Origin of the sequence: Pseudomonas sp. KCJK9016, assembly GCF_046231795.1 — a bacterium.
Lineage (GTDB): Bacteria > Pseudomonadota > Gammaproteobacteria > Pseudomonadales > Pseudomonadaceae > Aquipseudomonas > Aquipseudomonas bananamidigenes.
The window spans coordinates 1-13,861 of the sequence record NZ_JBJJMM010000002.1 but is presented as its reverse complement, the minus strand read 5'-3'; the positions used below and the strand labels follow the sequence as shown (position 1 = coordinate 13,861).

Genomic DNA, 13,861 nt, shown 5'->3' with positions numbered 1-13,861 from the left:
CCTTGGTATCGCTCGATTGTGCCCAAATATCAGGACAGGTGCAGGCCCGCGTTGAACGGAAACATTGCGCTTTTACGCTCAAGCCCCGAGCCTTGCGCGCTGCGGTAATGAATCGAGGTGTGTGACACATGTATCACGGAGAAAAACTGAACGCCTGGACGCATCTGGTCGGGGCGATAGCGGCGTTTGTCGGGGGCGTCTGGATGCTGGTGATCGCCAGCCTCGACGGCAGCCCGTGGAAGATCGTCAGCGTGGCGATTTACGCCTTTACGTTGCTGGTGCTCTACAGCGCATCCACCGTGTACCACAGCGTGCGCGGGCGCAAGAAAGCGATCATGAAGAAGGTCGATCACTTTTCGATCTACCTGCTGATCGCCGGCAGCTACACGCCGTTCTGTCTGGTGACCCTGCGCGGGCCATGGGGCTGGACGCTGTTCGGGATCGTCTGGGGGCTGGCGCTGATCGGCATCCTGCAAGAGATCAAGCCGCGCTCCGAGGCGCGGATCCTGTCGATCGTGATCTACGCGGTGATGGGCTGGATCGTGCTGGTGGCGGTCAAGCCCCTGATCGACGCGCTGGGGATGGCGGGGTTTGTCTGGCTCGCATCCGGCGGTGTGCTGTACACCGTGGGGATCATTTTCTTTGCACTGGATGATCGCCTGCGCCATGCCCACGGGATCTGGCATCTGTTTGTCATCGCCGGGAGCCTGCTGCATTTTGTGGCGATTCTTTTTTATGTCCTCTGAGCCCCGGTCAGATGGTCGAGTTGTTCACCCGCGCGCTGACTGAAGATTTGCAGCAAATCATTCAAGGTATGCGGCGGCGGTTCGGTGGCGCGGGTCACGGCGTACAGCGTGATCGGCAGCGGCGGGGCGAGAGGGCGGATTACGGTGCTGGTCGGCGAAGCACCGAGCGCCGTGAACGGATCGATTACCGCTACGCCAGCCCCGGATTCCACCATCGCCCGGGCCAGTGAGTAAGTCTGCACGGCAATCCGCACGCGAGGCGGTGGCTCGACCGCTTCCAGATAGCTGTCGAGCCGGGCGGCCAGCGGGTCGGCGCTGGACAGCCCGATCAGCGGCGCCCCGGCCAGTGCCATCAGCGGCAACGGCTGACCGGCGTCTTCCTGCGGCCAGTGACCTTTCGGTGCCAGCGCCACCAGAACTCCCGAAGCCAGGGCCTGCGCCTTCAGCCCCGGATGATCCGGCCATTGCAACGTCAGGGCCACGTCCACTTCTCGCATCAGCAGGTTTTGCATCAGCTCGCGGCTGTGAGCGCTCGACAGTTCACAGGCGATGTCCGGGAACTGCGCTGTCCATTGCCGGATCGCCGGTGGCAGCAATGACAGCGCCAGCGCCGGGGTCGCGCCGATCCGCAGGCTGTGGCCGGGCTCGCGGCGCAGGCTCTGGGCCAGACGCCGTACGCCTTGCAGGCTTTCCGTGACCTTGTCGACTTCGCGCTCCAGTTCCAGCGCTTCCGGGGTTGCCTGCAATTTGCCGCGCACTCGCAGAAACAGGGGAAAGCCCAGTTGCTGCTCGGCGTGCTGCAGCACTTTGGTCACTGCCGGTTGCGAGACGTGCAGCAATTGCGCAGCGGCGCTGACTGAGCCGGTCTGGCGGATGGCCTGGAAAATCTCGATGTGGCGAAGGCGCATGGCGAGTCCATAACCTTTGTTTATAGGTCTGGCATCTTTATTCATTGTTCGGCGCCTGTCACCTCACCCTAATCTCGGCCCCGTCTTCAAAAAGAATCAAGGACGGACATGGCTCAGCGCGTATGCATCATCGGCGGCGGTGTGATCGGGTTGGCAACGGCCTATGCGCTGGTGCGCGACGGTTTCGAGGTGACGGTGGTCGAGGCGCGACAGTCGCTGGGCAGCGAAACCAGTTTCGCCAACGGTGGCCAGTTGTCCTATCGCTATGTGGCGCCGCTGGCCGATGCCGGCGTGCCGTTGCAGGCGGTCGGCTGGATGCTGCGCGGCGATTCACCGCTCAAGCTGCGCCCGCGCCTGGACCGGGCGCAGTGGCGCTGGATGGCGTCGTTTCTCGCCGCGTGCCGCACCTCGGTCAACCGCGAAAACGCCGCGCATTTGTTGCGTCTGGCATTGTTCAGCCAAAGCACACTGAAACGCTGGCGCGAGGACGACGGGCTCGACGGCTTCAACTGGCGGCGCAACGGCAAGCTGGTGACCTTTCGCAATGCCGCCCGCTTCGATCATGCGCGAAAGAACCTGGCCGATCCGCAGCAACAGCAGGTGTTGTCCGCCATCGAATGTGCGCAACTGGAACCTGCACTGAGTGACACGCCGTTTGTGGGCGCGATCTACACGCCGGATGAAGAAGTCGGCGACTGTCACGGTTTCTGCCAACAGTTGGCGGCGCGATTGAAGGCGTCGGGCCGCTGTGAGTTTCATCTCGGCCAGGCAGTCACCGGCATTCGTCATAGTCACGGCGCTGTCACCGCCATTGAGCTTGGCGAAGAGATTCTGCCGGTCGAACAACTGGTGATCGCCGCCGGCCATCGCAGCCCGTTGCTGGCGCTGCCTGGCCTGCGCCTGCCGCTGTATCCGCTGAAGGGCTACAGCCTGACCGTACCGATCGGCAACGAGCACCGGGCACCGGACGTGAGTATCACCGACTACGACCGCAAGATTGTCTACGCACGCATTGGCGAACAACTGCGGGTGGCGGCGATGGTCGACATCGTCGGTTTCGACCCGGCGGTGGATCCGCAACGGCTGGCGCTGATCAGGCGTCAGGCCCGCGACACCTTCCCCGACGCCGGCCAGTACGACGCCGCCATCGAGTGGGCCGGCATGCGCCCGGCCACCCCGACCGGCGTTCCGCTGCTGGGCGCCACGGCGTATCACAATCTGTGGCTCAATCTTGGCCACGGCGCGCTGGGTTTCACCCTGGCCTGCGGTAGCGGGCAGTTGCTCAGCGAACTGATCGGCCGGCAGCGCACATCCATTGACCTGCACGGGTTCAATCCCCGTGCGGCGTGACGATTTCTGCTGAAACACCCCACCCACAACGGAGAATAACAATGCAAAAAATCACGTTGCTCGGCTGCACACTGGCGTTGGTTTTCGGCGCCCACGCTCAGGCCAATGAAGTGCCGCTGACGGGCACGCTTGGCAAGATCGCCAGCGCCAACAGCATCACCCTGGGGTATCGCGATGCGTCGGTGCCGTTTTCGTATGTGGGTGATCACACCGGGCAGCCGATGGGGTATTCGGTGGAACTGGCAGGCAAGATTGTCGAGCGCGTCAAGCAGCAGCTGGCGCTGCCGGAGCTGAAGGTGAAGTACAACCTGGTAACCTCGCAGACGCGGATTCCGTTGGTGCAGAACGGCACGGTCGACCTTGAATGCGGCTCCACCGGAGTGACGGCCGAACGGCAGAAGCAGGTCGCATTCTCCTACGGTTTCATCTACGTCAAAGGCCAGTTGTTGACCGCAAAGGACAGCGGCATCAAACGCTTCGACGATCTGCGCGGCAAGAACGTGGTGACCACCGCCGGCACCACCAACGAGCGCTATCTGAAGAGCTACAACCTCGACCATAAATTGAACATGTTCGTGATCAGCGCCAAGGATCACGGCGAGGCGTTCCAGATGCTGCAATCGGGGCGCGCGGCAGCGTTCTACATGGACGATGCGTTGCTTTACGGCGAGCGGGCCAAGGCGCGCGATCCGCATAACTGGGTCGTGGTGGGGGAGGAGCAATCGAGGGAAATCTACAGCTGCATGGTGCGCAAGGATGATCCGCAGCTCCTCGCGCTGGTCAATGGCGCGCTGGCCGATCTGTACAGCTCGGGGGAGATCAACGGGATCTACCGCAAGTGGTTCGAACAACCGATCCCGCCGAAAGGCTTGAACCTTGAGTTCCCGATGACCAGCGAACTCAAGGCAATCATCGCCAGACCGATCAGTGATCCGGTGCAGTGACGGGTCAGAAATCGCCCCACAATTGCTGCGCCACCGCCAACGCCACAACCGGCGCCGTCTCGGTACGCAGCACGCGCGGGCCGAGGCGGGCGGCGTGGAAGCCGTTGGCTTTGGCTTGCTCGACTTCGGCGTCTGACAGGCCTCCTTCGGGGCCGATCAGGAACGCCAGGGTCGATGGCCTGGCGTGGCTCACCAGCGGCTCGGCCACCGGGTGCAGGACCAGTTTCAGTTCGGCTTCGGTCTGTTTCAGCCAGTCGGCCAACAGCACTGGCGGATGAATCACCGGCACCCGCGAACGACCGCATTGTTCGCAGGCGCTGATCGCCACCTGACGCCAGTGCAGCAGACGTTTGTCGGCGCGTTCATCCTTGAGGCGGACTTCGCAGCGCTCACTGAAGATCGGGGTGATTTCAGTCACGCCCAGTTCAGTGGCTTTCTGGATCGCCCAGTCCATCCGCTCCCCCCGGGACAGCCCCTGACCGAGATGGATGCGCAGCGGCGATTCGACTTGACCTGCGAACTGCTCGTCGATCTGCACCACCACGCGTTTCTTGCCGACTTCCACCAGCGATCCGCGAAACTCGTGGCCGGAGCCGTCGAACAGCTGCACCGCATCGCCCACGGCCATGCGCAGCACGCGGCTGATGTAATGCGCCTGGGCTTCCGGCAGTTCGTGTTCGCCGGTGCTCAGCGGGGCGTCGATAAAGAAGCGGGACAGTCTCATGGTGGTTCTCTGAAAAGATGTGAATCAGTTGGATCGGAGTCGACTTCATTCGCGAGCAGGCTCGCTCCCACAGAGAAATGCATTTCAGGTGGGAGCGAGCCTGCTCGCGAAAGCGGCAGTCCAGGCGCTACAACTATTGAATCAGCCCGGATCACGGAACCCGGGATGGAAATCCTTCGGCACCGCCACGCTGACGCTGTCACGGGTGGCAATGTCGATGCCTTCGCTGGCGACTTCGGCGAGGAAATCGATCTGCTCCGGGCTGATGACATAAGGCGGCAGGAAATACACCACGCTGCCCAGCGGACGCAGCAGCGCGCCACGCTCAAGGGCATGCTGGAACACCTTCAGACCGCGGCGTTCCTGCCACGGGTAGGCCTCTTTCGTGGCTTTGTCCTTGACCATTTCGATGGCCAGCACCATGCCGGTCTGGCGCACTTCCGAGACATTCGGATGATCCGCCAGGTGCGCGGTCGAAGAAGCCATGCGTTGCGCCAGCGCCCGATTGTTCTCGACCACGTTATCCTGCTCGAAGATATCCAGGGTCGCCAACGCCGCCGCACAGGCCAACGGGTTGCCGGTGTAGCTGTGCGAATGCAGGAAGGCGCGCAGGGTCGGGTAATCGTCGTAGAACGCGCTGTAAACCTCGTCGGTGGTCAGGCACGCCGCGAGCGGCAGATAACCACCGGTCAGGGCTTTTGACAGGCACAGGAAGTCCGGACGGATGCCGGCCTGTTCGCAGGCGAACATCGTTCCGGTGCGGCCGAAGCCGACAGCGATTTCATCGTGGATCAGGTGTACACCATAGCGGTCGCAGGCTTCGCGCAGCAGCTTGAGGTACACCGGGTGATACATGCGCATGCCGCCGGCGCCCTGGATCAGCGGCTCGACGATCACGGCCGCGACGCTGTCATGGTTATCCGCCAGCGTCTGTTCCATGGCGGCGAACATGTTGCGCGAGTGTTCCTCCCAGCTCATGCCCTGCGGACGCAGGTAGCAATCCGGGCTCGGCACCTTGAGGGTGTCCATCAAAAGCGCCTTGTAGGTCTCGGTGAACAACGGCACGTCGCCGACCGACATCGCCGCCATGGTTTCGCCGTGGTAGCTGTTGGTCAGGGTGACGAAGCGCTTCTTGTTCGGCTGGCCGCGATTGAGCCAGTAGTGAAAGCTCATTTTCAGCGCGACTTCGATGCAGGACGAACCGTTATCGGCGTAGAACACCCGATTCAGGCCTTCCGGCGTCATTTTTACCAGGCGTTCGGACAATTCGATCACTGGCTGATGGCTGAAACCGGCCAGAATCACGTGTTCCAGCTGATCGACCTGATCCTTGATGCGCTGGTTGATCCGCGGGTTGGCGTGGCCGAACACGTTGACCCACCAGGAACTGACGGCATCCAGGTAGCGTTTGCCTTCGAAGTCTTCCAGCCAGACGCCTTCACCGTGTTTGATCGGGATCAGCGGCAGCTGTTCGTGGTCTTTCATCTGGGTGCAGGGATGCCACAGCACCGCGAGATCGCGTTGCATCCACTGGTCGTTCAGGCCCATGTTCAGTCTCCTCGAGGCGGCTCGCGTCAGGCGCGGGCAAACAATCGCGCAAGCCTATGCAATGCGTCGCGCCGGGACAACCCATTGCGGCGATTGAGCTACTTTGTATGGGCCGATAGACGTCGCTGGCGGCGTTTTGATGGCTGACGTATTCTTCGCGGTTCTTTGGGTCGACTGACCCGCAAAACTGCTTTTTCCTACGTGTATTTCCGGAGTTCGCTGAATGTCTGTCGGTTGGCTGCGCGCCTGTGCGCTTGTGGTGTTGGGGCTTTTCAGCGTTACGGCGCTGGCCAAGGAGAAAACCGCGATCGTGATCGGCGGCGGCCTGTCGGGCCTGACCGCGGCTTACGAGCTGCAGAACAAGGGCTGGCAGGTGACGCTGCTGGAAGCCAAGTCGAGCCTGGGTGGTCGCTCCGGTATGGCTACCAGCGAGTGGATCGGTAACGACAAGGCCCAGCCGGTGCTGAACAAGTACGTCTCGACCTTCAAGCTGAGCACCACGCCGGCGCCTGAGTTCGTGCGTACCCCGGGTTACCTGATCGACGGCGAGTATTTCTCCGCTGCCGACCTGACCACCAAACAACCGGCCACCGCCCAGGCCTTGAAAGCCTTCGAGAAAATCCGTGACGATCTGGCGCGTTCGATCGACGATCCGCAGAACCCGGCGGCGACCAATACCCTGCATGCGCTGGACCAGATCAACGTGTCGAGCTGGCTAGACAAGCAGAACCTGCCGGCCACCGCCCGCCAGCTGATCAACCAGGATATCCGTACCCACTACGACGAACCTTCGCGTCTGTCGCTGCTGTACTACGCGCAGCAGAGCCGGGTCTATCGCGGTGTGTCCGACCGTGACATGCGTGCTTCGCGTCTGGTTGGCGGCAGCCCGGTGCTGGCCCAGGCCTTCGTCAAGCAACTGAAAACCATCAAGACCAATTCCCCGGTTTCCGCGATCGTCCAGGACAAGGACGGCGTGACCGTCAAGGTCGGCAGTGTCGGCTACCAGGCGGACTACGTCGTGCTGGCGGTGCCACTGCGCGCCCTCGACAAGATCCAGCTGACCCCGGCGCTGGACGCCCAGCATCTGGCCGCGATCAAGGGCACCAACTACGGCTGGCGCGACCAGATCATGCTGAAGTTCAAGACGCCGGTGTGGGAAAGCAAGGCGCGCATGTCCGGCGAAATCTACAGCAACACCGGTCTGGGCATGTTGTGGATCGAACCGGCCCTGAAGGGCGGCGCCAATGTGGTGATCAACCTGTCCGGCGACAACGCCCGTGTCATGCAGGCCTTCGGCGACAAGCAGATGGTCGATCAGGTGCTGATCCGTCTGCATGCGTTTTATCCACAGGCCCGTGGTGCGTTCACCGGTTATGAAATCCGCCGCTACAGCACCGACCCGGGGACTGGCGGTTCGTACCTGGCCTTCGGTCCGGGCCAGATCAGCAAATACTGGCGCCTGTGGGAGCGTCCGCTGCAGCGCGTAGCGTTTGCCGGTGAACACACCGACACGCTGTACCCGGGCACTCTTGAAGGTGCACTGCGCACCGGTCAGCGAGCGGCCAGCCAGGTTGAAGATCTGGCGGCGGGCAAGTCCTTCGAGCCGATCAAGGTCGGCCCGGCAGCGGCCACTGCAGCAGCGGCGGCAGGTGCAGCCGGTGCGGCGACAGCGGCGAAGAAGAAGGGCAACTTCTTCACCAACCTGTTCGGTGGTTCGGATGACGAGAAGAAACCGGAGCCAGTGAAAGCGCCAGAGCCGGCACCTGCTCCAGCCGCCCCGGCGCCTGCACCGACTCCGGCACCCGCGCCAGCCGCGGTGGAAGCGCCGAAGCCAGCGACTCCGGTGAAAGCCGAGCCAGCCAAAAAAGCACCAGCCAAGCCGGTAGCGAAGAAACCTGCGGCCAAGACCGAGGCGAAAAAAGCCCCGGCCAAACCGGCAGCGAAAAAGGCTGAACCGGCCAAGAAGCCAGCCGCCAAACCGGCAGCGACTCCGGCGGCCAGTACGGACACCAAAGCGCAGTAAGGCTTTGCGGTGAATGAAAAAGCGCGGCTTTCAGGCCGCGCTTTTTTATTGCCTGTCAGATAGCTATCGCAAGCAGGCCCGCGATGGGGTCAGGCCGGGCACTGAAATTCCTGTCAGCTAATCTCCCGTCACACTTTTCACCTTTAACTTTTCCTTAACTCCCTTGTTCAAGACTCTTGATCGTATTTCTCGATATTTCAAAGCGAAATTTTCCGCTTTAAATCGATAGATAACTCGCTAGTCTTGGTTCGCAGTTCTCACAGGATTTGGGCAATGCAGCTACGTAACTCTTCTTCGCGCTACGGTTGGGTCAGCATTTTCATGCACTGGGGTGTGGCACTGGCGGTCTTCGGATTGTTCGGCCTCGGCCTGTGGATGGTTGACCTCGGGTACTACGATCCCTGGCGCAAGGCCGGTCCTGACCTGCACAAGAGCATCGGTCTGCTGCTGCTGGGCGTGATGGTGCTGCGGGTACTGTGGCGTTTTGTCAGCCCGCCGCCACCCACGCTGCAGAGCTACAGCCGCATGACCCGCATCGGCGCAAAGTTCGGCCACGGGTTTTTGTACCTGGCGCTGTTCGCCGTGATGATTGCCGGTTACCTGATTTCCACCGCAGACGGTGTCGGGATTCCGGTGTTTGGCCTGTTCGAAATTCCTGCACTGGTTTCCGGACTACCGGATCAGGCAGATACCGCCGGTGCGATTCATCTCTACCTGGCATGGGCGCTGGTAATTTTTTCCGGCCTCCATGCGTTGGCAGCATTGAAGCACCACTTTATCGATCGTGATGCGACCCTCACTCGAATGCTCGGTCGCAAAGCCTGAAGCTCAACCTCGACTCAAAGGAAAAGAAAGCATGTTGAAAAAGACTCTGGCCGCTCTGGCAATCGGTTCCGCCGTGCTGTCCGCCAACGTAATGGCCGCTGACTACGTCGTCGACAAGGAAGGCCAGCACGCCTTCGTCGACTTCAAGATCAGCCACCTGGGCTACAGCTACATCACCGGTACCTTCAAGGACATCAGCGGCAAGTTCAGCTTCGATGCGGCCAAGCCTGAAGAGAGCAAGATCGAGTTCGACGTGAAGACCGCCAGTGTGTTCACCAACCACGCCGAGCGTGACAAGCACATCGCCAGCAAAGACTTCCTGGACGTAGGCAAATTCGCTGATGCCAGGTTCGTCTCCACCAGCGTCAAATCCACCGGCAAGAACGCCGATGGCAAAGACACCGCCGACGTGACCGGCGACCTGACCCTGCACGGCGTGACCAAGCCGATCGTGGTCAAGGCCACTTTCCTGGGTGAAGGCAAGGATCCATGGGGCGGCTACCGTGCCGGCTTCGAAGGTACCACCAGCATCAAGCGCTCTGATTTCGGCAAGATGATGGATCTGGGTCCGCAGTCCGACAAAGTCGACCTGTACATCTCGTTCGAAGGTGTCAAAGCGAAGTAATTTTCGCCGGATACAAAAAAACGCCCCCGGTCTTGCGACCGGGGGCGTTTTTTATTGCCCGGTGAAACTCAGCGATTGCGGGTCAGCAAGGCCGGTTTTTCGCCGCGGGGGCGGCTTGGCAATTGATCAAGCTGCTCAGGCGTCGGAAAACGGTCGATTTTCGATTCCTTGTGCATGATCTTCGGGCCGCTGCTGCGCGGGTTCTGCACGGCCGGTTCGCCACGTTGCTGATCGTCACGGGCCGGACGGCGGTTGCGCGAGTTGTCGTCGCGACGACCCTGGCCATCACGCGGAGCACCGTTGCGAGGACCGTTGCGTTTGCCCTGGGAGGCTCCGTTGCCCGAGCCGCTCCCGTTGCGGCCACCATTGCGGCCCTGCGACTGGCCATTGCGTGGTGCGCCCTGACCTTGACCCTGTCCACCCGGGCGACGGCCACGACCTGCGGCCGGCGTCTGTTTGGGTACGTAGTCGACGCGGTTGCCGAAGTTATCGATATCGTCGTCGAGGAATTCATCCGGTGCGCGATCGGCAGGAGGACGTGGCGGCTGGCTCGACTGGCGCGACTCACGGGCCGGAGTGCCTTCGCGCTGCTTCTGCTGGCGGGCCGGACGCTCGCCACGTTCACTGCGCTCACCACGTTCGCCGGCCGGTTTTTCCTTGCCTTTGTCCTTGCCCTTGTCCTTGCGGCCACCACCGTTCGAGCCGTCACCACGTGGGCCACGGGCATTGCGGGAGTTTCGCATGTCCGGACGCTCGCGCACTTCCGGCTTCTCGGCCTCGATGGTGCTGGCATCGAAGCCCATCAGGTCGCCGTCGGCGATTTTCTGTTTGGTCATGCGTTCGATGCTTTTCAGCAGTTTTTCTTCGTCCGGCGCTACCAGCGAGATCGCTTCGCCCGAACGACCGGCGCGGCCGGTACGACCGATGCGGTGCACGTAATCTTCATCGACGTTCGGCAGCTCGTAGTTGACCACATGTGGCAACTGGTCGATGTCCAGACCGCGGGCCGCGATGTCGGTGGCGACCAGGACGCGCACCTGGTTGGCCTTGAAGTCGGCCAGGGCCTTGGTGCGGGCGTTCTGGCTCTTGTTGCCATGGATTGCCACAGCCGGCAGGCCATGTTTGTCCAGGTACTCGGCCAGACGGTTGGCGCCGTGCTTGGTGCGGGTGAACACCAGCACCTGTTCCCACGCGCCGGCGGTGATCAGGTGGGCCAGCAGGGCTCGTTTGTGGCTGGCCGGCAGACGGAAGACACGCTGTTCGATGCGCTCGACCGTGGTGTTCGGCGGCGTCACTTCGATGCGTTCCGGGTTGTGCAGCAGCTTGCCGGCGAGGTCGGTGATGTCTTTGGAGAAGGTCGCCGAGAACAGCAGGTTCTGACGTTTGGCCGGCAGACGGGCGAGGACTTTCTTCACGTCATGGACGAAGCCCATGTCGAGCATGCGGTCGGCTTCGTCCAGCACGAGGATTTCAACGTGGGACAAGTCGATGCTGCCCTGGCCGCACAGGTCGAGCAGACGCCCAGGGCAGGCGACCAGCACGTCCACGCCACGGGACATGGCCTGGACCTGCGGGTTCATGCCGACGCCGCCGAAGATGCAGGCGCTGACGAATTTCAGGTCACGGGCGTAGATCTTGAAGCTGTCGTGAACCTGGGCCGCCAGTTCGCGGGTCGGGGTCAGGACCAGGACGCGCGGTTGGCGCGGGCCGTGGCGCTGGGATTTGTCCGGATGACCGTTGGGGAACAGCCGTTCCAGGATCGGAAGGGCGAAACCGCCGGTTTTACCGGTACCTGTCTGTGCCGCAACCATCAGGTCGCGACCTTGCAACACGGCGGGAATGGCCCGCTGTTGCACCGGAGTAGGCTCGGTATAGCCCGCGTCTTCGATAGCGCGGACCAAAGCCTCGGAGAGACCGAGGGAAGCAAAGGACATGAGTAATCCTGTTTCAGTTAGGGCTTGGCCCAATGGGAGTCTTGCCTGGCGCGAATGGCGTTCAAGAGGACGCAATCCCGTCCGGTCCTGCTGCGGTACCGAAGGCACGTCCGGAGCGCTCGCGCGGGCTGAAAAGCTGCGCTGTAGCGGGGCGGGAGGCCTGTTACGGTTCCGGGCGTCCGGGCGTGAGCCTGGCGGGAACGCCGGAGTATAACAGAGCAATCACTGTGCGCCGCGTTCCTGCTGCTCAACGGTTTTGCCGCTGGCGGTGGCGCTGCTCAGCGGTTTGCCCGGAACCGGCGCCGCGCCGTAGCGCGCGCTCAGTTCGGCGTAGGCCGGCTCGCGCTTGAAACGCTTGAGTTCGGCGCCGAAACGCTGCACCAGCAAATCCATCCCGACATTGCGCCTTACGGCCAGAAACTGGCTCTGGCGGCTGATGACGACGGGGTTCTCGGTGATCTGGTCGCGAATATCCAACTCATCGAGCAAGTGCTGACCCACACGGCGATCGGTGATCAGCAGGTCGATGCGCCCGCGCACCAGTTTGCCGAAATTGGCTTCATGGGTCGGGGCCGGTTCCCGGTTGAACAGGGTCGATTCGCTGAAATCCGGGCTGTACAGGTAACCCGGCGAGGTGCCGATGGTCAGACCCTTGAGGTCCTGCAGGGTACGAAACGGGTGCGGTCGCTCGTTGGCGTAAAACATCACGAATTCAACGTCCGACAACGGTTCGCCAGGGTAGAGCAGGGTGGCGTCGCGTTCGTCGCTGTGGAAGATGTCCAGCGCGCCGTCCGCCTGGCCGGTTTCGAGCATCGACAGGCAGCGTTTCCAGGGCAGGAATTGCCATTCGACGTCGATACCCAGGCGCTTGAACACGATGGCAGTGGTTTCGAAGTCCAGACCGAGCTTCTTGCCGTCGACTTCGTACACGTACGGCGCCCAGGGTTCGGTGACGATACGCAGCTTTTCGCCTCGAGCCGCAAAGCTCAGGCAAGCAAAAACCAGCACGGCGAATAACTGCGTGATCAAAGGCATGACTTGAGATTACGACGAGAAACGCCAAAGAGCCAGAAACTGGCTGCAGAAGCTCTGTTTCGGGCCTTGAAAGCAAAAGATCGCAGTTGCAACAACTGCGCAGGAGCTGTCGAAACTTGCGATCTTCCGATGTTGCATGAAACGTTCAACGTGAGGCGTGATGCGGTCTCAGCGTGGCAGCTTCAGATTGTTCCAGATCGCCAGGCTGGGTTCGGCCTGGTTCATGGAATAGAAGTGCAGGCCAGGCGCGCCGCCTTGCAACAGGCGTTCGCACATTTCGCTGACGACCTGTTCGCCAAAGCGCTGAATGCTTTGGCTGTCATCGCCATAGGCTTCCAGCTGCTTGCGGATCCAGCGCGGAATTTCCGCACCGCAGGCATCGGAGAAGCGTGCGAGCTTGCTGTAGTTGGTGATCGGCATGATCCCCGGAACGACAGGAATGTCCACGCCCAGCGCCTGCAAACGGTCGACGAAGTAGAAATAGCTGTCGGCGTTGAAGAAGTACTGGGTGATTGCACTGTCGGCGCCGGCACGGGCCTTGCGCACGAAGTTGGCGAGATCGTCCTCGTAGTTGCGCGCCTGCGGATGCATCTCCGGGTAGGCGGCGACTTCGATGTGGAAATGATTGCCGGTTTCTTCACGAATGAATTCGACCAGTTCATTGGCGTGACGCAACTCGCCGCTGGTCATGCCCATGCCGGACGGCAGGTCGCCACGCAGGGCGACGATGCGCTTGATGCCGGCGGCCTTGTACTCGTTCAGCAGGCCGCGCAGGTCGTCCTTGCTGTCGCCGACGCACGACAGGTGCGGGGCGGCGGGGATTTTGACTTCGCTTTCCAGCTGCAGCACGGTGTTCAGCGTGCGGTCACGGGTCGAACCGCCCGCGCCGTAGGTGCAGGAAAAGAAATCGGGATTGTAGGTGGCCAGCTGGCGGGCAGTGGCGAGCAGTTTTTCATGCCCAGCATCGGTCTTGGTCGGAAAGAACTCGAAGCTGTAGCGACGTTCTTGGGACATGGTCATACCCTTGGAAACTCGTAAGCCTACAGTTTGTTTCATCTGTAGGAACGTGCTTATGTGGCGAGAGAGGATTGGCCCGCTGGGGGGGGGAGCGCCTCCGAAAAAATTGGGCCGCCTTGCAGCGCAGCGGGGGCGAGAGCCCCCTCCACCACAAACCACACTGCAAGAAAAAAAAGACCGCA

Annotated in this window: 12 protein-coding genes; 6 read left to right on the top strand and 6 right to left on the bottom strand. The window is 61.8% G+C overall.

The window, feature by feature from the left end; genetic code table 11:
• Positions 1-128 precede the first annotated feature (128 nt).
• Positions 129-746 carry a PAQR family membrane homeostasis protein TrhA gene (gene trhA / locus ACK6BI_RS01660; protein WP_065261866.1) on the top strand — a complete coding sequence of 206 codons (618 nt, stop codon included), beginning with the start codon at positions 129-131 and terminating at the stop codon, positions 744-746.
• Here trhA and ACK6BI_RS01655 read toward each other — a convergent pair.
• Entirely contained in the window at positions 734-1,654 is a 921-nt protein-coding gene (locus ACK6BI_RS01655) for a LysR family transcriptional regulator (protein WP_409315761.1), read from the bottom strand. The genes trhA and ACK6BI_RS01655 overlap by 13 nt on opposite strands.
• A 108-nt stretch (positions 1,655-1,762) precedes the next feature.
• Here ACK6BI_RS01655 and ACK6BI_RS01650 point away from each other — a divergent pair, with 108 nt between their 5' ends.
• Together ACK6BI_RS01650 and ACK6BI_RS01645 are read left to right on the top strand one after the other, a co-directional pair.
• Complete coding sequence (locus ACK6BI_RS01650) at positions 1,763-3,004, top strand: D-amino acid dehydrogenase (RefSeq protein ID WP_409315760.1); 1,242 nt, start codon at positions 1,763-1,765, stop codon at positions 3,002-3,004.
• A gap of 41 nt (positions 3,005-3,045) precedes the next feature.
• Positions 3,046-3,948, top strand: coding sequence for a transporter substrate-binding domain-containing protein (locus tag ACK6BI_RS01645; RefSeq protein WP_409315759.1), 903 nt, complete (start codon positions 3,046-3,048; stop codon positions 3,946-3,948).
• Positions 3,949-3,952: 4 nt separating this feature from the next.
• On the opposite strand, the gene ACK6BI_RS01640 is transcribed toward ACK6BI_RS01645, so the two are convergent.
• Together ACK6BI_RS01640 and ACK6BI_RS01635 are read right to left on the bottom strand one after the other, a co-directional pair.
• Entirely contained in the window at positions 3,953-4,672 is a 720-nt protein-coding gene (locus ACK6BI_RS01640; protein WP_409315758.1) for a 16S rRNA (uracil(1498)-N(3))-methyltransferase, read from the bottom strand.
• A 141-nt stretch (positions 4,673-4,813) separates the two neighbouring features.
• Positions 4,814-6,220: an adenosylmethionine--8-amino-7-oxononanoate transaminase gene (locus tag ACK6BI_RS01635; protein ID WP_409315757.1), complete on the bottom strand. Its 1,407-nt coding sequence runs from the start codon at positions 6,218-6,220 to the stop codon at positions 4,814-4,816.
• Between the two features lie 223 nt (positions 6,221-6,443).
• Between ACK6BI_RS01635 and ACK6BI_RS01630 the strand changes: the two genes are divergently transcribed.
• From ACK6BI_RS01630 to ACK6BI_RS01620, 3 genes are all read left to right on the top strand, one after another.
• Positions 6,444-8,243 (top strand): flavin monoamine oxidase family protein, encoded by a 1,800-nt coding sequence (locus ACK6BI_RS01630; protein ID WP_409315756.1) that lies wholly within the window; start codon positions 6,444-6,446, stop codon positions 8,241-8,243.
• Between the two features lie 273 nt (positions 8,244-8,516).
• Positions 8,517-9,068, top strand: a complete 552-nt coding sequence (locus ACK6BI_RS01625; protein ID WP_409315755.1) for a cytochrome b — start codon at positions 8,517-8,519, stop codon at positions 9,066-9,068.
• Positions 9,069-9,099: 31 nt separating this feature from the next.
• The gene (locus ACK6BI_RS01620; RefSeq protein WP_409315754.1) at positions 9,100-9,693 is read left to right on the top strand and encodes a YceI family protein; all 594 of its coding nucleotides are present in this window, start codon (positions 9,100-9,102) and stop codon (positions 9,691-9,693) included.
• A gap of 68 nt (positions 9,694-9,761) precedes the next feature.
• Here the strand turns inward: ACK6BI_RS01620 and ACK6BI_RS01615 are convergent, their stop codons facing one another.
• From ACK6BI_RS01615 to metF, 3 genes are all read right to left on the bottom strand, one after another.
• Entirely contained in the window at positions 9,762-11,627 is a 1,866-nt protein-coding gene (locus ACK6BI_RS01615) for a DEAD/DEAH box helicase (RefSeq protein WP_409315753.1), read from the bottom strand.
• A gap of 222 nt (positions 11,628-11,849) precedes the next feature.
• Entirely contained in the window at positions 11,850-12,662 is an 813-nt protein-coding gene (locus ACK6BI_RS01610; protein ID WP_409315752.1) for a substrate-binding periplasmic protein, read from the bottom strand.
• Between the two features lie 168 nt (positions 12,663-12,830).
• A complete protein-coding gene (gene metF, locus ACK6BI_RS01605; protein WP_065261847.1) occupies positions 12,831-13,676 on the bottom strand; it encodes a methylenetetrahydrofolate reductase [NAD(P)H] in 846 nt (281 codons plus the stop codon).
• Positions 13,677-13,861 lie beyond the last annotated feature (185 nt).